At 65.4% G+C, this 21,469-nt stretch carries 18 protein-coding genes and 3 tRNA genes; 10 read left to right on the top strand and 11 right to left on the bottom strand.

Annotation, left to right across the window (positions count from 1 at the left end; translation table 11 throughout):
* Positions 1–46: 46 nt before the first annotated feature.
* Positions 47–1,540 carry a MocR-like pyridoxine biosynthesis transcription factor PdxR gene (gene pdxR, locus ACTHNR_RS26965; RefSeq protein WP_440551963.1) on the bottom strand — a complete coding sequence of 498 codons (1,494 nt, stop codon included), beginning with the start codon at positions 1,538–1,540 and terminating at the stop codon, positions 47–49.
* A gap of 158 nt (positions 1,541–1,698) precedes the next feature.
* Between pdxR and ACTHNR_RS26960 the strand changes: the two genes are divergently transcribed.
* Entirely contained in the window at positions 1,699–2,349 is a 651-nt protein-coding gene (locus tag ACTHNR_RS26960) for an FMN-binding negative transcriptional regulator (RefSeq protein ID WP_440551961.1), read from the top strand.
* 149 nt (positions 2,350–2,498) lie between these two features.
* On the top strand, positions 2,499–3,134 hold the full coding sequence (locus tag ACTHNR_RS26955; protein WP_440551959.1) for a LysE family translocator: 636 nt from the start codon (positions 2,499–2,501) through the stop codon (positions 3,132–3,134).
* A 60-nt stretch (positions 3,135–3,194) separates the two neighbouring features.
* On the opposite strand, the gene ACTHNR_RS26950 is transcribed toward ACTHNR_RS26955, so the two are convergent.
* From ACTHNR_RS26950 to ACTHNR_RS26935, 4 genes are all read right to left on the bottom strand, one after another.
* Positions 3,195–3,268: transfer RNA gene (locus tag ACTHNR_RS26950), tRNA-Cys, on the bottom strand.
* A gap of 111 nt (positions 3,269–3,379) precedes the next feature.
* Positions 3,380–3,455, bottom strand: a tRNA-Gly gene (locus ACTHNR_RS26945).
* A 61-nt stretch (positions 3,456–3,516) separates the two neighbouring features.
* Positions 3,517–3,592: transfer RNA gene (locus ACTHNR_RS26940), tRNA-Gly, on the bottom strand.
* A 104-nt stretch (positions 3,593–3,696) separates the two neighbouring features.
* On the bottom strand, positions 3,697–4,932 hold the full coding sequence (locus ACTHNR_RS26935; protein ID WP_440551956.1) for a gamma-glutamyl-gamma-aminobutyrate hydrolase family protein: 1,236 nt from the start codon (positions 4,930–4,932) through the stop codon (positions 3,697–3,699).
* A gap of 246 nt (positions 4,933–5,178) precedes the next feature.
* On the opposite strand from ACTHNR_RS26935, the gene ACTHNR_RS26930 reads away from it, so the two are divergent.
* The 7 genes from ACTHNR_RS26930 to guaD all read left to right on the top strand — a co-directional run bounded on the left by ACTHNR_RS26930 (position 5,179) and on the right by guaD (position 15,065).
* Entirely contained in the window at positions 5,179–6,558 is a 1,380-nt protein-coding gene (locus tag ACTHNR_RS26930; RefSeq protein WP_440551954.1) for an amidase, read from the top strand.
* 128 nt (positions 6,559–6,686) lie between these two features.
* Positions 6,687–7,205, top strand: coding sequence for a disulfide bond formation protein B (locus ACTHNR_RS26925; RefSeq protein ID WP_440551951.1), 519 nt, complete (start codon positions 6,687–6,689; stop codon positions 7,203–7,205).
* A 291-nt stretch (positions 7,206–7,496) separates the two neighbouring features.
* The gene (gene xdhA, locus ACTHNR_RS26920; RefSeq protein WP_440551949.1) at positions 7,497–9,038 is read left to right on the top strand and encodes a xanthine dehydrogenase small subunit; all 1,542 of its coding nucleotides are present in this window, start codon (positions 7,497–7,499) and stop codon (positions 9,036–9,038) included.
* Positions 9,035–11,512, top strand: coding sequence for a xanthine dehydrogenase molybdopterin binding subunit (gene xdhB / locus ACTHNR_RS26915; RefSeq protein WP_440551947.1), 2,478 nt, complete (start codon positions 9,035–9,037; stop codon positions 11,510–11,512). Before xdhA ends, xdhB begins: the two co-directional genes overlap by 4 nt.
* An 18-nt stretch (positions 11,513–11,530) precedes the next feature.
* Complete coding sequence (gene xdhC, locus ACTHNR_RS26910) at positions 11,531–12,601, top strand: xanthine dehydrogenase accessory protein XdhC (RefSeq protein ID WP_440551945.1); 1,071 nt, start codon at positions 11,531–11,533, stop codon at positions 12,599–12,601.
* Entirely contained in the window at positions 12,582–13,622 is a 1,041-nt protein-coding gene (locus ACTHNR_RS26905) for an adenosine deaminase (protein ID WP_440551943.1), read from the top strand. The genes xdhC and ACTHNR_RS26905 overlap by 20 nt, the downstream gene beginning before the upstream one ends.
* A 135-nt stretch (positions 13,623–13,757) precedes the next feature.
* A complete protein-coding gene (gene guaD / locus ACTHNR_RS26900) occupies positions 13,758–15,065 on the top strand; it encodes a guanine deaminase (protein ID WP_440551941.1) in 1,308 nt (435 codons plus the stop codon).
* A gap of 7 nt (positions 15,066–15,072) precedes the next feature.
* Here the strand turns inward: guaD and ACTHNR_RS26895 are convergent, their stop codons facing one another.
* Entirely contained in the window at positions 15,073–16,323 is a 1,251-nt protein-coding gene (locus ACTHNR_RS26895; protein ID WP_440551939.1) for an NAD(P)/FAD-dependent oxidoreductase, read from the bottom strand.
* Between the two features lie 141 nt (positions 16,324–16,464).
* Between ACTHNR_RS26895 and ACTHNR_RS26890 the strand changes: the two genes are divergently transcribed.
* Complete coding sequence (locus ACTHNR_RS26890; RefSeq protein WP_440551936.1) at positions 16,465–17,202, top strand: class I SAM-dependent methyltransferase; 738 nt, start codon at positions 16,465–16,467, stop codon at positions 17,200–17,202.
* 33 nt (positions 17,203–17,235) lie between these two features.
* Here the strand turns inward: ACTHNR_RS26890 and ACTHNR_RS26885 are convergent, their stop codons facing one another.
* The 5 genes from ACTHNR_RS26885 to ACTHNR_RS26865 are packed head-to-tail and all read right to left on the bottom strand — an operon-like array spanning position 17,236 to position 21,449.
* Entirely contained in the window at positions 17,236–17,667 is a 432-nt protein-coding gene (locus ACTHNR_RS26885) for a hypothetical protein (RefSeq protein ID WP_440551935.1), read from the bottom strand.
* A gap of 59 nt (positions 17,668–17,726) precedes the next feature.
* Positions 17,727–18,968: a beta-ketoacyl-[acyl-carrier-protein] synthase family protein gene (locus ACTHNR_RS26880; RefSeq protein ID WP_440551933.1), complete on the bottom strand. Its 1,242-nt coding sequence runs from the start codon at positions 18,966–18,968 to the stop codon at positions 17,727–17,729.
* The gene (locus ACTHNR_RS26875; protein WP_440551931.1) at positions 18,965–20,191 is read right to left on the bottom strand and encodes a beta-ketoacyl-ACP synthase; all 1,227 of its coding nucleotides are present in this window, start codon (positions 20,189–20,191) and stop codon (positions 18,965–18,967) included. The genes ACTHNR_RS26880 and ACTHNR_RS26875 overlap by 4 nt, the downstream gene beginning before the upstream one ends.
* On the bottom strand, positions 20,191–20,922 hold the full coding sequence (locus ACTHNR_RS26870; protein ID WP_440551929.1) for a 3-ketoacyl-ACP reductase FabG2: 732 nt from the start codon (positions 20,920–20,922) through the stop codon (positions 20,191–20,193). Before ACTHNR_RS26870 ends, ACTHNR_RS26875 begins: the two co-directional genes overlap by 1 nt.
* Complete coding sequence (locus tag ACTHNR_RS26865; RefSeq protein WP_440551927.1) at positions 20,919–21,449, bottom strand: hotdog family protein; 531 nt, start codon at positions 21,447–21,449, stop codon at positions 20,919–20,921. The genes ACTHNR_RS26870 and ACTHNR_RS26865 overlap by 4 nt, the downstream gene beginning before the upstream one ends.
* Positions 21,450–21,469 lie beyond the last annotated feature (20 nt).

Genomic DNA, 21,469 nt, shown 5'->3' with positions numbered 1-21,469 from the left:
GCTTTCATTCGCTCGACAGGACCAGGGCGACAACCACGCACTTTACTTAAGAGCGCGTAGACACATCGTCGATCACGGCCGCCAAACGCCGCGCCGCCGCCTTCATTTGCGCGTGGCCAAATCCGCCGAAACCCAAAACGAGACCAGGCCGCGCAGTCCGCTGCGCGAACATCGGCGAAACGGGGCGCACGGAAACGCCCTCACGCGCCGCCAGCTCGGCCACCTTACGGTCGTCGATGCCCCTCGCCAGCCACAGAACGAGATGCATGCCCTGATCGCCTGGTTCCACCCACGCCACGTCGTCGGACAGCAACGCACCGATCGTTTCGATCAATCGAGCCCGGTAATCCGCGTAGACGTTGCGAATTTTGCGGACGTGCCGTTCCAAGTGCCCCTGCGCCATGAATTCCGCCAACACGTATTGATCGGCGTTGGGCGGATGACGATCCATCAACACGCGCGCCCCGCAAAATGCGTCGACCAGATCGTCGGGAACCACCGCATACCCCAGCCGCAGCGAAGGAAACAAAATTTTGCTGAACGTGCCGAGATACACCACATGGTCCGGATCCACCCCTTGGAGCGAAGGAAATGGGTGGCCTTGATATCGGAGTTCGCTGTCGTAGTCATCCTCGACGATCCACGCTTGGTTGGCGCGCGCCCACGCCAGCAACGCGGTTCGTCGCGCCATGCTCAGGGGCATGCCCAAAGGATACTGATGCGACGGGGTGACGAATGCGGCCCGAGCGTGCGGGGCCATCCTGATACCGGCATCGACATCGATACCCTCTGCATCCACCGGCACGCGAACCATCGTTTCGCTATGTCCCGTGCGCTCGAGAACAGCCGTGACGCCCCGGTAGGCGGGATTCTCCACCCACACCTCATCGCGGGACGCCAGCAACACCTGACTCGCCAGAAAGAGCCCTTGCTGCGTGCCGCTCGTGACGATCACTTGGTCGGGCTCGCAGCGCACGGAACGTGATTTGCGCACGTATCCAGCAATCGCATCGCGCAGCGGCAAGGCGCCTAGCGGATCGGCGTAGCCGGCGGGCGCGCCCGGCCCTTTGGCGCGAACGCGGTTCCCGAGCCTGCGCCAAATGTCGGCGGGCGCGGTCAGCCCGACCGGGACGGAAACTGCAAACGGCACGGGAGGAAGCGGTCGGAATTCCCGCGCGATTTGCGCGAATGCCGCCGCGGGTTCGGGTAGGCGCCGCTTCGCCGGGCGCTGTTGGGGCGCGCGCGGCTCGACGGCCTGCCCCGCCTCGGTCAACGCCGGCGCGACGCGCGTGCCGGCGCCGGCGCTCGCCTCCAGAAAGCCTTCGGCGATCAACTGCTCATAGGCATCGATCACCGTGCCGCGCGAGACGCCCAGCGATGCCGCCAGGAGCCGCGTGGAGGGCAGCGTATCGCCAGGCTCGACTTCGCGTTTGCGCACCGCTTCGCGCAACGCCTGCGCAACTTGGCGGCTCAAGCCGCCAGCCGCTCGGTCCAGTTTGCCGATCGCCGGAATCTGGGCGACGCGTGCCGTTCTAGCCATGATTCTGGTCCTGCGCAAATGAGTGAAATTGGACCTGTAGCATAGGCCAGATTTTATTCACAATGCTTTATCGGCATGGCAGCAGGATGATCACGGATCGAATGGAGCCAGCCGGATTTCCCCGCCATTCGAGTCATTCACCTACTTGTGAAACAGCCATGTATGTACCCGCCGATTTCAACGAATCTCGCACCGAGGTCCTGCACTCGCACATCGTCGAGCACCCTTTCGGCACGCTGATTACCCACGGCAAGAGCGGACTCGACGCGAATCACATTCCGTTCGAACTGGCCGCGCAAGAAGGTGGACATGGCGTATTGCGTGCACACGTTGCACGGGCCAATCCGGTCTGGCAGGACGTCGAAAGCGGCAACGAGGTGCTCGTCGTGTTTCGCGCGGCCGACGCCTACATCTCGCCGAATTGGTATCCAAGCAAGCACGAGCTTCATCGGCAAGTGCCGACTTGGAACTACATCGTCGTCCACGCGCACGGTCGCATTACGATTCGGGACGACGAAAAGTACGTGCGCGGCGTGGTGGCGCGTCTCACCCGCACGCATGAAGCGGCGCAGCCGCGGCCCTGGAAGATGAGCGACGCGCCGGCCGACTATATCGACACGTTGCTCAAGTCGATCGTTGGGTTGGAGATCGAGATCACGCGGCTGGTCGGCAAGAGCAAACTAGGTCAGAACAAAGAGGTCCGCGACATTAAGGGCGCCGGCGAAGCGTTGCGGGCACGCGGGCAGTTTCAAATCGGCGATGCGATGCTGAACGAGGCCGCGCTCAAGGAAAGGGGAAACGCCGAGTAGCGTCGTCCGTCTGCACGATCGGCACGCAATTCACACACAATCGACATGCCATCGACGCACGACTGGCCTGGCCAAATGCCGGGCAACTGACTCTGTCCTCCGGCCTACAACCGGCGAAAATTGAGCGGCGCTGCTTTTTCCGAGGCCCCATGTCGATCCACACTTTCTTTTCCGCCAATCTGATGCTGGCCTACTTGGCCTATTTCGTCGGCACCGCGAGCCCGGGGCCGAGCAATCTCGCGATCATGTCGATCGCGGCCAATGACGGTCGCAAAGCCGCATTGGCGTTTGCACTGGGCGTCATCTCCGGGTCGATGTTTTGGGCGACGGTCGCGACCGTGGGCATTTCCGCGGCGCTGATCGCTTATTCTCGCTTCATCGTCGCCATCAAGATTTTCGGCGGCCTGTACTTGCTGTGGCTCGCCTATAAATCCGGGCGCACCGCGCTTTCGACCCGTGTCGCGGCGGCATCGAAGCCGAACCGCCCGGCATCGTTCAAGGCCCTCTACCTGAAAGGCGCGTTGCTGCATTTGACCAATCCGAAGGCCGTCCTCGTCTGGGTGTCGATCGTCGCGCTCTCGTCCAATAGCGAGGGCTCGACGCACGGCGCCGTCATTCCGGGTTGCGCGCTCATCGGCTGCTCGGTCTTCAGCGGCTATGCATTCCTCTTTTCCATGGAGTCGGCTCGCCGTTTCTACACGCGCACTCGTCGCGCCTTGGAAGGATGTCTTGCCGTCGTGTTCGGCGTGGCCGGCATCCGGCTGCTCGCGTGGTCGTCAAGATAAGGCCAGCAACCGACAAAGAAAAAACCCCTGACGAGCCGAAGCTGGTCAGGGGTTTTTACTTGGAGGCGCGAGCCGGAGTCGAACCGGCCTACACGGCTTTGCAGGCCGCTGCATAACCGCTTTGCTATCGCGCCGAAAGCGGATTTGCCCGAGCATCCGCAACCGCGCGGCTGCGCAACATCCGGGTTTCAGTTCAGCCGGCCTAAGCCGCTAAACAAAAAGGGAAGCTTAGCTTCCCCTATACCTGGAGCGGGAGACGAGTCTCGAACTCGCGACCTCAACCTTGGCAAGGTTGCGCTCTACCAACTGAGCTACTCCCGCGTATTCCCTTCTACTGCACCGGACATCGCCCAATCACACCTGCGATGCACCGTATCGAAACTGGAGCGGGAGACGAGTCTCGAACTCGCGACCTCAACCTTGGCAAGGTTGCGCTCTACCAACTGAGCTACTCCCGCAGTGTGCTGCCCTGATGCACTTGCCAACTCGTGTGCACCGGAGAAGCGAGATTATGTATAAACCGCTGAATCGTGTCAACACTTTTTGCAGCGAAACGCCGTCTTCAAAACCTCGTCTCGCGCGACGCACGCAGGAACGTATCGAGCAGCGGCGTGCAATCGAGCAACTCCGGGCCGCCCGCGCGATGAAATTCGGGGTGCCATTGAACGCCCACGACGAACGGCGCGCGCCGGTACCGAACGGCCTCGATCAAGCCGTCCCCCGCCGACACCGCCTCGACGTTCAGTTCGCGTCCGAGCGTCTTCACGGCCTGGTGGTGGATGGAATTGACCAAGGCCTCGCGACGCCCGGGGAACATGCTCGCCAACGACGAACCGTCGGGAAAGCGCACCGAGTGGCGATGCTGGTCGTAGAACTCATTGACGTGAACGCCGGCCGTCGGCACTTCGGTGGCGATGTCTTGATAAAGCGTGCCGCCGAACGCGACGTTGATGAGTTGGCATCCGCGGCAGATGCCGAGCACAGGCTTGCCCGATTCGATGAATTCGTACAGCAGCTCGAGCTCGTACATGTCTCGCACGCGGTCGCCTGGCCACTCGGCCCGCATGTCGGTCGCCGCGTAAGTTTGCGGCGAGACATCGGCGCCGCCTTGCAAGAGCAGGCCGTCCAGATGCTTGGCGTAGTCGCGCAAGCGAATATTGCTCGGGTGCAGCATCCCTTGATGGCCGACCGTAGGGATCATGAACACCATCACGTCGCGCGACATCACCCAGTGCGCGACCGATTCCTCGAGGTACTGCAGTGTCTTGCCGCGCAGGCCGCGGGCGCCCGGCTCTGGATGGAAGATCCGCGCCGACACGCCGATGCGCAGCGTGCGCTGGGTAATGCGCTGCCCCGCCCGATCGAAGAGCTGGCGCGCGCGAGCCGCGATCGTCCGGCCAAGTACGGTCCACGCCGAATCGGATTGCCGCAGGTACGCCGGTTGAGTTTGCGAGACGGCGCCTGCCGGCGGCGGCCTGGGCGTATCGAAATCGGGCGGCGCGCCGAAGCCGGGCGGCGGTGAGCCGGGCGCGCCGGCGCCCGAGGCAACGTGAGCCAAGCGCTCCTGGGCCTCGGTTTCCTTGGCGGCCGACTGGCGCGCCTGCTCGGCGTCGACATCGTGCGCCGACGGATTTACGGCCACCGGCTCCACCGACGAGGCGGATTCGAGCGCGTCGCTGGATGCCAGCGACGTAGCGGTCGGTTGATCGGAAGAACTCGGCGGGACAGCCGGAGACGAAGCGGAAGGCGAAGATTCCAAGCCGGGGCGGCCGGCGTTCGGCGGCGTGTTTTCGCTCATGACGATGGCAAGCGCGTTTCGCACGCGAAGCGATGAAAGGACTTCATTATCCGTCAGGCCGTCGATCCGCCGCAAATCGCCGTCCTGTCCGCAAAAAATGGGGCCAACGGCTACAATGGCCCGATCGACGATGCCCGCGGCTCGCCTCGGACTCGCGCACCGCATCATGCCGCGCGCGCGACGCGTTTCGCTTCGCTTCGCACGCATATCGCGCCGCCCCCCCGCGGTGCTTCCTTTCGATATCACATGGCTACCGATTTCGCTCCGTTCCCTCCGCTCGCCCAGCTCGCCGCCGATCTGGCCGCCGGCCGCACGACGAGCCGCGCCTTGGTCGAGACCGCGCTCGAACGCATCGCCGACCCAGCCGGACAAGGCTCGACCGTCTTCCTCGAAGTGGATGCGCAGCAGGCACGCACCAGCGCGGATGCCCTCGATCGTCTGCGTGGCGCGGGCGCCGTGCTGTCGCCGCTCGCGGGCATCCCCATCTCGGTGAAGGATTTGTTCGACGTGCAAGGACAGGTCACGCGCGCGGGCTCGCGCGTGCTGGCCGATGCCGCCCCGGCGAGCGCCGACGCCCCCGCCGTGGCGCGGCTGCGTCGCGCGGGCGCCGTGATCGTCGGGCGCACGAATATGACGGAGTTCGCCTACTCCGGGCTCGGTCTCAATCCGCATTACGGAACGCCGCTTTCGCCTTATCGCCGCACGGAGCCGGGCGAGGCGCGCGTAGCGGGCGGGTCGTCTTCGGGGGCGGCCGCGTCGGTGGCCGACGGCATGGCGGCCGTCGCGCTCGGCAGCGACACGGGCGGCTCGCTGCGCATTCCGGCGGCAATGTGCGCATTGACCGGGTTCAAGCCGACCGCCAGCCGCATCCCGCGACAGGGGGCGGTACCGCTGTCGACGACGCTCGACTCGTTCGGTCCGATCGGCGTATCGGTGTCGTGCTGCGCGCTCGTCGACCGCCTCCTAGCGGGCCTGGAGCCGCAGGTGCCCGAAGCCCGACCGCTCGAAGGCCTTCGGCTCGGCGTACTGACGCATTACGTCACGGACGAACTCGACCCCGAAGTGGCCGCCGCCGTCGACGCGGCGACGAAGCATCTCGAAGCGGCCGGCGCAATTTTGTCGGATGTGCGCTTCGCGCCGCTCGACCAGTTAGCCACGATCAATCGGTTCGGCTTTTCCGGGATGGAAGCCTACGCTTGGCATCGTTCGCTCGTCGACACGCATGCCGAGCGCTACGACCCTCGCGTGCTCGTGCGCATCAAGAAAGGCCAAGCGGCCCTTGCCGCCGATTACATCGAATTGCTCGAGGCGCGCGCGGCGTTGATGGAGGCGGCCCAGCGCACGCTGTGGCGGCGCTTCGACGCGATCGTCGCCCCGACGGTGCCGATCGTGCCGCCGCGCGTCGCCGATTGCGATGCCGACGATGCCGCCTACGCCCGCATCAACGCGCTCGTCCTGCGCAATCCGAGCGTCTTCAACCTACTCGATGCATGCGCGATTTCGTTGCCCTGCCATCCTCGCGGCCAAGCGCCGGTTGGCCTGATGCTGGCTGGCGCGCCGCACGCGGACGATGCGCTGCTCGCCACGGCGGTGGCGGTCGAGCGCGTACTCGAATCGATCCGGTGACGATCGAGCGAAGCCGGCGCGGCGCCCCAATCGGCGCCGCGCGCGATCGACTTTTCGAAAGCACACTAGAATTCAACGATTTTCGTCGGCCTCAATAACGGTTTGCCCATCCGGAACGTCCGCATCTCATGAACGATACGTCTTCGCTGCGCCGCGAGCGCAGCCTGCTCGTGCTGCTCGGCCTGATCTGCCTTGGCCTCGTCGGCGGCGCCCTTTATCTGCAATACGCGAAGCACGAAGACCCCTGCCCGCTGTGCATCATCCAGCGCTACTTGTTCCTGCTCATCGCGCTGTTCGCCTTCGTCGGCGCCGCGCGCAAAGGCTGGCGCGGCATCGCGCTCTTCGAGACGCTGATCGCCATCACGTCCGCGGCCGGCATCGCCGGGGCGGCGCGGCACTTGTACATCCAGCTGAACCCCGGTTTCAGCTGCGGCTTCGATGCGCTGCAGCCGGTCGTGGACAGCCTGCCGCCCGCCCATTGGCTGCCCAGCGTCTTCAAGGTCGCCGGCCTATGCGAAACGGTCTATCCGCCGATTCTCGGCATCCTGCTGCCGGGTTGGGCGCTCATCGCGTTCGTTTTGATTTTCTTCCCCGTAGTCGCCAGTCTGCGGCGCCGACGCGGACAACGCCGGTTTCGCACGATCTGAGCCTCTCGCGGCCGATGGGAAGGGGTTTGCATCGCCCAGACTAGGGTTAACGCTTACTTTCGTACACTAGGTCGCCGCCCCCTTTTTTTTCGCCCCCCGCGGCCGCGCTCGCCGATACCCCGCATCGGACGTGTCGTCATGGCGGCCCGCTGATAGCGCCCATCAGCCCGAAGCGATGTCTTCCCGCCGCGACGGTGCTATCTTCGGTCATGGATGGCGATCCACGTGCGCACGGCTTCCTCGGGGGCCGTCGCGTAACGCGCGCCTGATCCCATCATTCAGGATTCGGCTATGACGACGCATCCCATCCGCTTCTATTATCGCGGCGCCGTCCGCGAAGTCTCGGGGCTCCCCGTCACGCGCACCGTGCTGCAGCACCTGCGCGAGGATTTGCGCTGCACGGGCGCCAAGGAAGGCTGCGCGGAAGGCGATTGCGGCGCGTGCACGGTCGTCGTCGGCGAATTGGACGCGCGCGGTTCGCTCTCGCTGAAGGCCGTCAACGCGTGTATCCGATTCTTGCCGACGCTGGATGGCTGCGCCCTATTCACCGTCGAAGACTTGCGCGCCGCCGACGGTGCGCTGCATCCGGTTCAGCAAGCGCTCGTCGACTGTCACGGCTCGCAATGCGGCTTTTGCACGCCGGGCTTCGCGATGTCGATGTGGGCGCTCTATGAAAACCATCCGGCCGGCGCCGGCCTGCCCACGCGCGAGGACATTGCCACCGCACTGTCGGGCAACTTGTGCCGCTGTACCGGGTATCGTCCGATCATCGACGCGGCCCAGCAGATGCTCGATACCCAGTGCCATGCGCGCATCGCGCTCGATCGCGAAAGCGTCGTGCGCGCCTTGCGGGGGATACGGCGTACGCCCGGGGAAACGTTCGCCTACGCGGGCGCCGATGTGCGCGGCAGCGCGTTCGGTCCGTCGCGGTTTTGGGCGCCCACTTCGATCGAATCCTTCGCGACGCTGCGCACCGAGCATCCGGATGCGCTCGTGCTGGCCGGAAGCACCGACGTCGGCCTTTGGGCGACTAAACAACTGCGCAATCTGGGCGATCTGCTTTACGTTGGGCGTGTGGCCGAGTTGTCGACGATCGAGCGCGATGCAGCAACGCTGACGATCGGTGCGGCCGTCACGCTCGAGCAGGCGTACGCGGCGCTCGTCGTCGACTATCCCGAACTCGCCGAACTCGGCAAGCGCTTCGCGTCGTTGCCCGTGCGCAATGCCGGCACGCTCGGCGGCAATGTCGCCAACGGTTCGCCGATCGGCGATTCGATGCCGGCGCTCATCGCCCTCGATACGCGGATCGTGCTAAGACGCGGGCAGGACACGCGCGAGCTGCCGCTCGACGCGTTTTACCTCGGTTATCAGAAAACGGCGCTCGAAGCGGGCGAATTCGTCGTTGCGCTGCGCGTGCCGCGCCCTGGGCCCATCTTGCGTTTTCGCATGTACAAGGTGGCCAAGCGCTACGACCAGGATATTTCCGCTGTCTGCGCGGCGTTCGCGCTCGAGGTGGCCGAGGGCGGCATCGTCCGCGCGCGGGTGGCGTTCGGCGGGATGGCGGCCACGCCCAAGCGGGCCGCGCATGCGGAAACGGCGCTCGCCGGCTGCGCATGGAGCGAGGAAACGGTACTGCGCGCCATGGACGCGCTCGCGCTCGACTATCAGCCGCTGACGGACCTGCGCGCATCGAGCGGCTATCGCATGACCGTCGCGCGCAACCTCCTTTGGCGGTTCTGGCTCGAAACGCGCGACGATGCGCCGCTTGCCCTCGCCGAAGTGGATGCGTTCGCGTTCAACGATGCCTACGTACAGGGCAAGGAAGCGCCATGAACCTTGACAGGGATGCGGATACCCCCGCGCACCGCAGGTCGCCCGAGATCGAGATCGACAGGCCGGCCGTCGACGCCCATGCCGATGCGGCTATCGGGGCGCCGTTGCCGCATGAATCGGCCGCACTGCACGTAAGCGGCGAGGCGTACTACACCGACGATCTGCCCGAACTCGCGGGAACGCTCCATGTCGCACTCGGGCTCTCGCGCCATGCGCACGCGCGCATCGTCTCGCTCGATTTGACCGCGGTGCGCGACGCGCCCGGCGTCGTCGCCGTACTGAGCGCGGCCGACATCCCAGGCGAAAACAACTATGGCCCCGTCGTACACGACGATCCGATTCTTGCCGACGAACTCGTTCAATATCTCGGCCAGCCGGTCTTCGCCGTGGTCGCCACGTCATATGAACTCGCGCGACGCGCCGCCGCGCTCGCCACGCGCGACGATGTCGTGCGCTACGAGCCGCTCGAGCCTGTGTTGACCGTAGCCGACGCGCGCGCTCGGCAACACTATGTGCTGCCGCCGCTTAGGCTGACACGGGGTTCGCCCGCGGCGCGCATCGCCGGGGCGCCCCACCGCATCGCCGGCGAATTCGAAGTGGGCGGGCAAGAACAGTTCTATCTGGAAGGACAAGTCGCCTACGCGATTCCGACGGAAGGCGACGGGGTGCGCGTGTTCAGCTCGACGCAACACCCGAGCGAAATGCAATCGGTGGTCGCGCACATGCTGGGCTGGCCCGCGCACAGCGTCGTATGCGAATGCCGGCGTATGGGCGGCGGTTTCGGCGGCAAGGAATCGCAGTCGGCACTGTTCGCTTGCGTCGCGGCGCTCGCCTGCGCGCGGTTGCGCCGCCCGGTCAAACTGCGGGCCGACCGGGACGACGACTTCATGATTACCGGCAAGCGGCACGATGCGCTATACCGCTATGAAGCCGGCTACGACGACAATGGACGCATTCTCGGCGCACGCGTCGAAATCGCGCTACGGGCAGGATATTCCGCCGACCTCTCGGGGGCCGTCGCCACACGCGCCGTTTGCCACGTCGACAATGCCTACTTCCTGTCGGACGTGGAAATCGTCGCGCTCTCGTGCAAGACGAACACGCAATCGAACACGGCCTTTCGCGGCTTCGGCGGTCCGCAAGGCGCGCTCGTCACCGAGGTCATGCTCGACGGCATCGCGCGGGCGCTCGGCCGCGATCCGCTCGATGTCCGCGTCGCCAATTTCTACGGGGTCGGGACGCACGATGTGACGCCGTACGGCCAACGCGTCGAAGACAACGTTCTCTCGCCGCTAGCGGCGCGCCTCGTCGAAACGAGCCAGTATCGCGCTCGTCGCGATGCGATCGCCGCGTTCAACGCGACGAGCCCCGTGCTCAAGCGTGGCCTCGCGTTTTCGCCGGTCAAGTTCGGCATCTCGTTCAACGTGGAATTCCTCAATCAGGCCGGCGCGCTCGTGCATGTCTATCGCGACGGCTCGGTGCTGGTCAATCACGGCGGCACGGAGATGGGCCAAGGCGTCAACACGAAAGTCGCGCAAGTCGTCGCGCACGTGTTCGGCCTCGCACTCGCGCAAGTGCGCGTCACCGCCGCCGATACCTCGAAGGTAGCCAACACGTCGGCCACGGCCGCATCGACAGGGAGCGATCTCAACGGCAAAGCCGCCGAAGCCGCGGCGTTGAAGATACGCGAACGGCTTGCCGAGGCGGCGGCGCGCATACTCGGCGGTCCCGCCTCCGAGGTTCGGTTCGAACACGGCAACGTCATGGCGCAAGGCGGCACGATCGCGTTCGCCCAGCTCGTCAACGCCGCCTATCTCGCTCGCGTGCAATTGTGGTCCGACGGCTTCTACGCGACGCCCAAGATCCATTGGGACGCCGGCACGATGACGGGGCATCCCTTCTACTACTTCGCCTACGGCGCGGCCGTCTCCGAGGTCGTCGTCAACACACTGACGGGCGAAAGCAAGCTGCTGCGCGCGGACCTGCTGTACGACGTCGGCCGCTCGATCAATCCGGCCATCGACATCGGCCAAATAGAAGGCGGCTTCATCCAAGGCATGGGCTGGCTCACGACCGAGACGCTCTGGTGGAACCGCGAGGGACGCTTGATGACGCACGCCCCGTCGACCTACAAGATTCCCGCGATTAGCGATACGCCGGCCGCTTTCGACGTGCGCCTTTACGCCAACGAGAACGTCGAGCCGACTATCTTCCGATCGAAGGCCGTCGGTGAGCCGCCATTGCTGCTCGCGTTCTCCGTCTTTCTCGCGCTGCGCGATGCGATCGCCGCCGCCGCGCCGCAGGCACGGCGCGCGCCGCCGCTCGATGCGCCGGCCACGCCCGAGGCTATCCTTGCAGCGCTCGCAAGGTTCGTCGGCCCGCACGACGATGGCACGAACCATGCACCCACTATCGATACAGCCGATACCGCCGAACGCGCGCCCACCGCGGCGGGCGTCTCGGGCACGGCTTGAACGGAGTACGACGAACGCATGCAATCCTGGCTGACCGAACTGCAGCAATTGCTTACCCACGGCGACGCCGTCGTGCTCGTGACGGTCGCGCGCGTCGAAGGCTCGACGCCGCGAGAGGCCGGCGCCAAGATGATCGTTACGCGGGAAAGTGCGCGGCACACGATCGGCGGCGGGCACCTCGAATGGCGCGCGATCGAAATCGCGCGAGAAGTACTGCGCGACGGCATGCGCTCACCGCATATGCGCCGCCTGGAGCGTCTCTCGCTGGGCCCGAGTCTAGGCCAATGCTGCGGCGGCGCCGTCGTGCTCGCGTTCGAGCGGCTCGATATCGGCGATCTCGATTGGGTCGCCGCGCTGGCCAAGCGTCTACATGCCGGCAAAGCGACGCAGCGCAGCGTATCGTTCGGACCCTCGCGCGAAGCCGTTCGGCTGGCCGACGCCGATGCCGGCATCCAGGCGCCGGATTGCCTGCTGTGGGACGGCGCGGGATTTGACGAAGGCAACGCGTTGCTCACCGAAACGATCGTCTCGCGCGAGTTTCCGGTCGTGTTGTTCGGCGCCGGTCACGTGGGCGCGGCGCTCGCGCGGGTGCTCACCACGCTGCCGTGCCGCGTGCGTTGGGTCGACGAACGCGACGCGCCATTTCCGCCGTCATTCGTTGGGGCGCCATCCTCGAACGTGACGATCGACGCGAACGACGCGCCCGATGAAGCTGTCGATGAGGCGACTCCCGGCACGGCCTTCATCGTGATGACGCACAACCACACGCGCGACCTCGCCTTGGCCGAACGTATCTTGCGGCGCGACGATTTTCTGTTCTTCGGGATGATCGGCTCGCGCACGAAACGCAGGCAATTCGAGCACCGTCTGGCGGCATACGGAATCGATCCGGTGCGCATTGCGCGTATGGTCTGCCCGATCGGCGTGGAAGGCATCGTCGACAAGTCGCCCGAAGTCATCGCCATTTCCGCCGCCGCGCAATTGCTGCAAGCCGTCGAAGCCGCACGAGCGTCCAGCTCCGCTCCCAAGGCCGACACACCGTTTTCCATGCCTGAACCGCTGACCGACCATGACACCAATACTCGCTGAAAAAATCGCCGGCGCGCCGAAAGCCGAGCTCCATATCCATATCGAAGGCTCGCTCGAGCCCGAAGTGATCTTCGCCCTCGCCAAGCGTAACGGCGTCAAGCTTTCATACGAATCGATCGAGGCGCTGAAGAAGGCGTACGAGTTCACCGACCTCCAATCGTTTCTCGACATCTACTACGCCGGCGCCAGCGTGCTGCTGACGGAAGACGATTTCTACACGATGACGAACGCGTACGTCGAACGCGCGCTCGCCGACAATGTCGTGCACGCCGAAATCTTCTTCGATCCGCAAACGCACACCGAGCGCGGCGTCGCCATCAGCACCGCGGTGGCCGGCATCGAGCGCGCCTTGGCGGAAGGCGAGCAGCGCGGCCTCACGAGCAAGCTGATTCTCTGCTTTCTGCGACACCTTTCCGAAGACGATGCGCTTGCAACCTACGAAGCGGCATTGCCGCTGTTCGACACCTACGCGCACCGCCTCATCGGCGTCGGCCTCGATTCGTCGGAGCGGGGCCATCCGCCTTCGAAATTCGAGCGAGTCTTCGCCAAGGCCAAAGCCCGCGGCCTGAAGCTCGTCGCGCACGCGGGCGAGGAAGGGCCGCCTTCGTACATACACGAGGCGCTCGATTTGCTGAGGGTCGATCGCGTCGACCATGGCGTGCGCAGCATCGAAGATCCGGCGCTCGTCGCGCGCTTGGCCGATTCGCGCGTCGCGTTGACGGTCTGTCCGCTCTCGAACATCAAGCTGAAAGTATTCGACGACATGAAACAGCACACGCTCAAGCAATTGCTTGCGCAGGGCGTGGCCGTAACCGTGAATTCCGACGATCCCGCTTACTTCGGCGGATATGTAAACGCCAATTATTTCGCCACGGTGGAGGCGCTCGATCTGAGCGAGCACGACGTTTATACCGTGATCCGCAACGGCTTCGAGGCATCGTTCGTTACGCCGGCCGAGCGGCAAGCGCTCATCGACAAGCTCGACGCCTACTGGGGGCGGCCAAGCTCGACGGCGCATTGATTTTCCGACGCTGACCGCGTCAAGCGGGCCGCCTTCGCCGCACCGCGCGAGCTTTCGTTGCGTAGGCAACGAAGGCGTCGCTCGGCCGGGCGTTGGCCGATCCGCCATTTTCACCGCAAAGAGAGACGTTTGACCATGAATCAAGACGATAAGCGCACCGCGTTCCGCGCAAAACTACTGACCTTCGTCGGCGACCCGGCCATCCGCGCGGGCGGCACGTGTTTCGAGGAAGACGGGCTGCTCATCGTCGAAGGCGAACGCGTCGTCGCCGCGGGCGCTTATCACGCGCTGCGCGCGCAGCTCACACCCGACACGACGCTCGTCGAATGGCCGGGCAAGCTGATCGCGCCGGGGTTCATCGATACGCACGTGCATTATCCGCAAACGGAGATGATCGCGTCGCCGGCGGCGGGCCTGCTGCCCTGGCTCGACACCTACACGTTTCCAACCGAACGCGGCTTCGCGGACCCGGAGCATGCCTCGAACGTCGCGGAATTCTTTCTCGATCAGTTGCTCGCCTCCGGCACGACGACGGCGCTCGTCTATTGCACGGTCCACAAGGGTTCCGCCGATGCCTTGTTCCAAGCGAGCGAAGCGCGCAACCTGCGCATGGTGGCCGGCAAAGTGCTGATGGATCGCAATTGCCCCGAGTTCTTGCGCGACACGGCCCAATCGGGATACGACGACAGCGCCGCGCTCATCGAGCGTTGGCATAAGCGCGGGCGGCAACTCTACGCGCTCACGCCGCGATTCGCCCCGACTTCCACGCCCGCGCAGCTCGAAGCGTGCGGTACGCTCGCGCGGCTGCATCCGGACGTCTTCATTCAAAGCCACGTGTCGGAAAACACCGACGAAGTGAAATGGGTGGCCGATCTGTTTCCGGGGCGCCGCAGCTACCTCGACGTCTACGAGCACTACGGCCTGCTGCGCCGGCGCGCCGTCTACGGACACTGCATCTATCTCGACGACGAAGATCGCGCCCGAATGGCGCAGACGGGCGCGGTCGCCTCGCACTGCCCAACGTCGAACCTGTTTCTCGGCAGCGGCCTGTTCGATTTCGAGAAGGCGGGGCGATCGGGCATGCCCGTCACGCTCGGCACCGATGTCGGCGGCGGCACGTCGTTCTCGATGCTTCAGACGATGAACGAAGCCCATAAGGTCGCGCGCATGACGGGCCATCACTTGACAGCGGCCCGCATGTTCTGGCTCGCGACGGCTGGCGCCGCCCAAGCGCTCGGGCTGGAGGAGACGATCGGCACGCTGCGCCCCGGCTCGGAAGCCGACTTCATCGTGCTCGATCCCGAAGCAACGCCGCTCCTCGCTCGGCGCACGGCGCTGGCTCAATCGCCCGAGGAGTGGCTGTTCGCATTCGCGATGCTCGGCGACGATCGCGCCATTGCCGCCACCTACGCCGCGGGCCAATGCGTGCATCGGCGTCAGTGACGCGCCACTACGCCGGTGCGCCCGAGCAGACCTCATGCAGCGCCGTCAATCGACGCACGGGATCCGCGACGTACGGATTGGTTTCATCCCACGCATACCCGGCCAGGATTGCGCTGATCATGCGGCGAATCTTCGGCGTTTGCTGCGCGTAAAAGATGATGTCCTGCAATTCGCCCGTGTACCAGCGCTCCACGAACGCTCGGAACGTGTCGATGCCTTTGCGTAGCGGTGCGTCGTAATCGGCGGCCCAGTCGACGCGCTCGCCGCCGAGCTGCCGAAGCAGCGTCTGAGCCGCCAGATGCGCGGAACGCAACGCGATCGTGACGCCCGACGAGAATACCGGGTCGAGAAACTCGCCCGCGTTGCCGAGCAATGCGAAGCCCGGCCCATGCAGCCGCTCCACGTTGGCCGAATAGCCGGCGATGCGATTGACGGGCATGAGGAACGGCGCATCGCCGAGCAGTCGACCGATCGTCGGTTCGGCGCGGATCAGTTCTCTTAGCTTCGCTTCGCGCCGCGCTTCCGGCACGTCGAGAAAATCGGCTTCGGCGACGCAACCGACGGACGTGCGGCCGCCCGCCAGCGGGATCATCCAATACCAGACGTCGCGCCGCTCGGGGTGCACGGCCACGCAGATCTTGTCGCGATCGGTGCTGCCGGCAGGCAGCGCATCTTGCACATGCGAAAAGAGCGCCGCTCGCGCAGGCATGCGCGACGGCGTCTCGAGACCGAGCATACGCGGCAGCACGCGGCCGAACCCGCTCGCATCGAGTACGAATCGTGCGGCTACACGGTAGGCGTTGCCCTTTTCGTCTTCCACCTCGAGCACCGGTTCATCGCCCGTGCGCATCGATCGCACGGTATGGCCGAAGCGCACTCGCACGCCTTGATCGGCCGCGCGGCGTATCAGCAATTGATCGAACACGGCGCGCTCGACTTGATAGGTCGTGCCCCAGCCTTCGGAATGCTTATCGCGGAAATCGTACGACGCGGCTTTTTCGCCGTGCACGAAGGAGGCGCCGTTCTTGTATTGGAAACCGGCTTCCACCACGGCTTGAAGCATGCCCGCCTCTTCGAGATAGGCCATGCTCTGCGGCAGCAAACTTTCACCGATCGAAAAGCGCGGAAAGTGCTGACGCTCGAGCACGAGCACCGATCTTCCCGCGCGCGCCAACAGGGCGGCGGCGACGGCCCCCGCCGGTCCCGCTCCGATGACTGCGACATCGGTCTGCTCGAGTTCCCCGAATTCTGTACCCATCGCTGTATTCCTTTTTTAGCGTCTACTTCAACTATGCAACCCACCGTGAACACGTCATCCGTCGTTTTCGATGCACGCCTCGATGCGTTGCCATTACAATCCGCGGCATCACAACGAAAAATCCGCTGCGGGGAAGCCGACGTGCCATCCAATTCGCTACCTACCTTGCGCCCCATTCCGACGTTCGTTCCCGAAACGGCCTTCGGCGTCTGGTTCTTGCGCACCCACACGTGGGAGCACCATGTGCTGCGCGTCGCCATCAACGATCTGAAGCGGCTCATCGACGCGCCGGTACCGCGCTCGCCCGTGATCGTCGACGTCGGCTGCGGCCAAGGCATCTCGTTCAAGCTGCTTGCCCAGGCGTTCGCGCCGAGCCGGATCGTCGGCATCGATTGCCACGAACCTTCGCTCGCGCTCGCCAGAGAGGCCGCTGGGCGCTTGCCCGTCGACATCGAGGTGATGCAAGGCGACTGCGCCGCGTTGCCGCTTCCCGACGCAAGCGCCGACATCGTCTTTTGCCATCAGACGTTTCATCATCTCGTCGAGCAAGAGCGCGCCCTCGAAGCGTTCCACCGCGTGCTGAAACCCGGGGGCCTGCTGCTCTTCGCCGAATCCACCGACGCCTACATCAAATCGTGGGTCATCCGCCTCTTGTTCCGGCATCCGATGCACGTGCAAAAGAGCGCTGAGGGCTATCTCGGCATGCTGCGCGCGGGCGGCTTTCACTTCACCGAACGCAACGTGTCGCTGCCTTATCTCTGGTGGAGCCGCGCGAAGGATTTCGGCCTGTTCGAACGGCTCGGGCTTCATCATCCGAAGCCGGGCAAGCGACGCGAGACCCTCGTCAACGTCGCCGCCCGCAAGCCCCTTACCTCTTGAGCTTGACGATCGCGCCCTTGAGCGCGATGCCGCTCACTTCGCTTCCAGCGTGGCGAGCTTGCCCCGCACCTTGATTGAAGCTGCGCTGATACTCGTTGCGCAAACGAAATCGGTGGACGACGAGCTGTGCGTGCCATGAAAGCTCGTCTCGATGTCGATCACCGCGTTCGCACCGTGGCCGAGCGCATCGTCCCTAAGCGAGGCGAGCGCGGCCTTCAGCGCCGCATTGCAGGATACGGTCTCGCCGTCGAGCTTGCGCGCGACGCGAATCGACGCGCTCGCATCGCCCTTCGACGCGACAACGACCGGATGCGCCGCATCGCCGAAATAAAAGGCGACTTGGTTGTCCGCAGGCTGTCCGACGAGCGCTCCCTTGATGGGATACGTCGTGGTGTGCGTGTGGGCGAAGGCGCCATGCGCCATCGTGGCCATGGCCGACAGGGCGATCAACTGCTTCACTTTCATCGGACTGCTCCTCTTGTTGTTGTCGCGTCAAAAAAAGAACCGGGTACCGCGTTGCATCGTCATGCGCCCTCGCAGGCGCCGAACGTCAAACTCGCACAACTGCCGCCGAAGCCGAACGACACGGACATTGCGGCAGCGATCGAAGCCGCGCGCGTGGAACGCACGAGCGGCCGACCTTCGGCGCACGGATCGAGCGACTCGATGCCCGCGCTGCCCGCGATAAAACCTTCACGCATCATCAAAAGCGTGTAGATCGCCTCGTGCACGCCGGCGACCGCGAGCGGGTGCCCCGTCAGCGCCTTCGTCGACGAAAACGGCGGCATGTCCTCGCCGAAGACGGCCGCGAGCGCATCGAGCTCCTGCGCATCGCCGAGCGGCGTTGAAGGCGCGTGCGTGTTGACGTAGTCGGGACGCGTGCCGGCTTCGAGCAGCGCGGCGCGTATCGCACGCGCCATGCCGATCGGGCCGGGCGCCACCATCGACTGGGCTTCGGTCGCCTGACCGAAGCCGGTCAGCTCCGCATGGATCGTCGCACCGCGCGCTCGCGCATGCTCGAGCGACTCGAGCACCAGCACGCCGGCGCCCGAGCCGAGCACGAAGCCGTCACGCGCCACGTCGTACGGACGGGACGCGCGCTTGGGCGTAGCGTTGAACGCTCTAGAGAGCACGCCCATCGCATCGAACATGAGCGCCGTGTTCTCGTGCAGCGCTTCGCTGCCGCCGGCCAGCACGATCGATTGCCGCCCGGCGCGAATCAACTCCATCGCCTGGCCGATCGCGAGCGCCGATGTCGTGCATGCCGACGAAGGCGAGTAGCACACGCCTTCCAAGCCGAATACGTGAGCGACATTCGCGGACGCGGTGCTGCTCATGGCCTGCGGCACGACGAACGGAGGCGCGCGCTCGATGCCGCGCGCGGCGACGAGTTCGATCGCGGCGTCGTAAGACGACAACGCCCCGGAGCCGGAGCCGATCACCGCCCCGACGCGCGGCGAGCGTAGCGCAGACGATGCCAGGCCCGCATCGTCGATCGCCAAGCGCGCCGCGTGGCAGGCAAAGCGCGCCGTATCGCCCATGAAGCGCTCGAACTTGCGCGGAAAGACGGGTTCGCCCTCGAGCGTGGCGGCGCCTGCGACTTGACTCGCGAAGCCGCGCTCGGCCCATGCATCGATCCGTGCGAGCCCCGATCGGCCGGTGCGCAAAGCGTCGGCCACGGCATCGAGCGTATTGCCGAGGCACGACACGATGCCCATGCCGGTGACGACGACGCGCTGTGCGTCGGAGCGCGCAGTCGCGATCATCGCCACCGCTTGAAGATCAGCGACGTGTTGATGCCGCCGAACGCGAAGTTGTTGCTCATGACGTACTCGGCGTCGATCGCGCGGCCTTCGTGCACGATGTAGTCTAGCGGCGCGCAAGCCGGATCGACCGTCGTCAAGTTCAACGTCGGCGCGTACCAATTGCGTTTCATCATTTCGATGGTCCACCAGGCCTCGAGCGCGCCGCATGCCCCGAGCGTGTGACCGACGTAGCTCTTGAGCGAACTGATCGGCATCGCGTTGCCGAACACGTCGGCGGTCGCGGCGCTTTCGGCCACGTCGCCGCGATCGGTCGATGTGCCGTGCGCATTTACGTAGGCGATCGCCTCGGGCCGCAGCCGCGCATCGTCGAGCGCCAAACGCATCGCCTGCGCCATCGTCCCCGCGGTCGGCTGGGTCATATGCGCGCCATCCGAGTTGCAGCCGAAGCCGACGACTTCCGCATGGATCGTGGCGCCGCGCGCCCGCGCATGGTCGTACTCCTCCAGCACGAGCGTGGCTGCTCCCTCCCCGACCACGAGCCCGTCCCGTTGAGCGTCGAATGGCCTAGGCGTGAGCTCCGGCGTTTCATTGCGCGTACTCGTCGCGTACAGCGTGTCGAAAACGGCGACGGCCGGTCCCGACAATTCCTCCGCGCCGCCGGCCAGCATCAGCGCTTGCTTGCCCGTCGCGATCGCCTCGTAGGCGTAGCCGATCGCTTGGCTGCCCGAGGCGCAGGCGCACGACGTCGGAATGATGCGGCCCTTCAGATCCCAGAACAGGCTGACGTTGACGGCCGCGGTATGCGGCATCATCTGGACGTAGCTGTTGGACGTCACATCCTGCATGGACCCCGTCTGGAGCATCGTGCCGAACGCGCGGATCGGCTGCACGGAGCCCGAAGACGAGCCGTAGGCAACGCCCATGCGACCATCCGCAATGGACGGATCGCCGGCCAGCCCCGCGTCGAGTAACGCGAGTTCGCTCGCGCGCACCGCGTACATCGACACCGGGCCCATCGACCGCGTTTTCTTGCGCGGATACTCGGGCGGCGCCGTGAATTCAGGCAGCGGACACGCAAGGCGCGTATGAAGGGAAGAGAAATAGTCCCACTCGGGCATGCGGCGCACGGCGTTGCGTCCGCTGTGCAGTGCCGCCTCGATCTCGCTCCAGAGCGTGCCCAAGGCTGTCACGCCGCCCATTCCGGTGATGACGACGCGCTTCATCAGATCATCCCGCCGTTCACGCCGATGACTTGGCGCGTGATGTACGACGCCGCATCCGACATTAGAAAACCGACGGCCGCCGCCACTTCGTCGGGACGTCCCACGCGGCCCATCGGCACTGTTTGCAGCGCCTGGTCGAGATGTTCGAGCTGCGCGATCATCTCCGTATCGACGAGTCCCGGCGCCACGCAGTTGACCGTGATGCGGCGCGAAGCGAGTTCGACCGCGAGCGCTTTCGTCGCGCCGATCAAACCGGCCTTGGCCGCGCTGTAGTTCACCTGGCCGCGATTGCCCATCACCCCCGAGACCGAGGCGATCGTCACGATGCGGCCGCCCTGCTTGGCGCGCACCATCGGCATCGTCAGCGGATGCACGACGTTGTAAAACCCGTCCAGGCCCGTTTCGATGACGGCGTCCCAATCGTCGTCGGTCAGCGCCGGAAAGGCCGCATCGCGCGTCAATCCCGCGCACAGCACGATGCCGTAGTACGCGCCATCGCGTGCGACATCGGCTTCGAGCGCGGCGCGGCACGCGGCCCGCTCGCGCACATCGAATCGCAGCAGGCTCGCCCGGCCGCCTTGCGCGGCAATCGCGTCGACGACCGCCTGCGCCTCGTTCACACCGCTCCGGCAATGCACGGTGACGGCGAACCCGTCCGCGGCGAGGCGATACGCAATCGCGCGGCCGATGCCGCGGCTTGCGCCGGTAACGAGAACGCGCCGGCTGGTCATGACGAGAAACTCCCTTCGATGAATGCTTGAAAATCGGTCGGTTGGTACACCTTGACGACGGCTTGCGCGACGCAGCGCTCCCCTGCCGCGATCGTGCATTCGTAAGCGCCGTGGCCCTGCTCGCTCTTGAGCAGTTCTTTCGCCTCGATGCGCAGCCGCGCGCCGCGCTCGAACGAAGGCGCATGGGCTTCGTAGCGGCTCGCGCCGAGCAGCACGCCCGGGCGCGCGCGGCCGCCCGCGCGCATGGCGATGAGGCCGACGTGCGCGGCAATCGCTTGCGCCATGAGTTCGATGCCGATCCAAGACGGCATCGCGCCGTGCGCATCGGCGTACCACGCTTGCGAATCCACGCTCGCGAGCACGGTCACGGCGTCGTCGCTGCAAGCGACGATCTCGTCGACGAGGCGCATCGTGCCGCGATGCGGCAGCACATCGTCGACCGCCGGAAAGACGGCGCCGTCCGAGACGGCCTGCGTCGTCGCCGATGCGTGCGACGCGTAATGGAAAGTGCCTTGCTGTTCGTTCATCGTTCGTCGTTTGGATTCGT

The sequence above is a fragment of the Trinickia sp. genome (assembly GCF_051954495.1).
Classification (GTDB): domain Bacteria; phylum Pseudomonadota; class Gammaproteobacteria; order Burkholderiales; family Burkholderiaceae; genus Trinickia.
The sequence above is the reverse complement of the archived record's forward strand: the minus strand, read 5'-3'. Positions and strand labels throughout refer to the sequence as shown.

What these genes read in the sequence shown, in the direction of transcription:
- ACTHNR_RS26880 (WP_440551933.1), bottom strand. Translation starts at nt 18,968, where the DNA reads ATGATCGCGACTGCGCGCTCCGACGCACAGCGCGTCGTCGTCACCGGC.
- ACTHNR_RS26935 (WP_440551956.1), bottom strand. Translation starts at nt 4,932, where the DNA reads ATGAGCGAAAACACGCCGCCGAACGCCGGCCGCCCCGGCTTGGAATCT.
- ACTHNR_RS26885 (WP_440551935.1), bottom strand. Translation starts at nt 17,667, where the DNA reads ATGAAAGTGAAGCAGTTGATCGCCCTGTCGGCCATGGCCACGATGGCG.
- ACTHNR_RS26960 (WP_440551961.1), top strand. Translation starts at nt 1,699, where the DNA reads ATGTATGTACCCGCCGATTTCAACGAATCTCGCACCGAGGTCCTGCAC.
- pdxR (WP_440551963.1), bottom strand. Translation starts at nt 1,540, where the DNA reads ATGGCTAGAACGGCACGCGTCGCCCAGATTCCGGCGATCGGCAAACTG.
- ACTHNR_RS26875 (WP_440551931.1), bottom strand. Translation starts at nt 20,191, where the DNA reads ATGAAGCGCGTCGTCATCACCGGAATGGGCGGCGTGACAGCCTTGGGC.
- ACTHNR_RS26955 (WP_440551959.1), top strand. Translation starts at nt 2,499, where the DNA reads ATGTCGATCCACACTTTCTTTTCCGCCAATCTGATGCTGGCCTACTTG.
- ACTHNR_RS26925 (WP_440551951.1), top strand. Translation starts at nt 6,687, where the DNA reads ATGAACGATACGTCTTCGCTGCGCCGCGAGCGCAGCCTGCTCGTGCTG.
- xdhB (WP_440551947.1), top strand. Translation starts at nt 9,035, where the DNA reads ATGAACCTTGACAGGGATGCGGATACCCCCGCGCACCGCAGGTCGCCC.
- ACTHNR_RS26905 (WP_440551943.1), top strand. Translation starts at nt 12,582, where the DNA reads ATGACACCAATACTCGCTGAAAAAATCGCCGGCGCGCCGAAAGCCGAG.
- xdhC (WP_440551945.1), top strand. Translation starts at nt 11,531, where the DNA reads ATGCAATCCTGGCTGACCGAACTGCAGCAATTGCTTACCCACGGCGAC.
- ACTHNR_RS26930 (WP_440551954.1), top strand. Translation starts at nt 5,179, where the DNA reads ATGGCTACCGATTTCGCTCCGTTCCCTCCGCTCGCCCAGCTCGCCGCC.
- ACTHNR_RS26865 (WP_440551927.1), bottom strand. Translation starts at nt 21,449, where the DNA reads ATGAACGAACAGCAAGGCACTTTCCATTACGCGTCGCACGCATCGGCG.
- ACTHNR_RS26895 (WP_440551939.1), bottom strand. Translation starts at nt 16,323, where the DNA reads ATGGGTACAGAATTCGGGGAACTCGAGCAGACCGATGTCGCAGTCATC.
- ACTHNR_RS26870 (WP_440551929.1), bottom strand. Translation starts at nt 20,922, where the DNA reads ATGACCAGCCGGCGCGTTCTCGTTACCGGCGCAAGCCGCGGCATCGGC.
- xdhA (WP_440551949.1), top strand. Translation starts at nt 7,497, where the DNA reads ATGACGACGCATCCCATCCGCTTCTATTATCGCGGCGCCGTCCGCGAA.
- guaD (WP_440551941.1), top strand. Translation starts at nt 13,758, where the DNA reads ATGAATCAAGACGATAAGCGCACCGCGTTCCGCGCAAAACTACTGACC.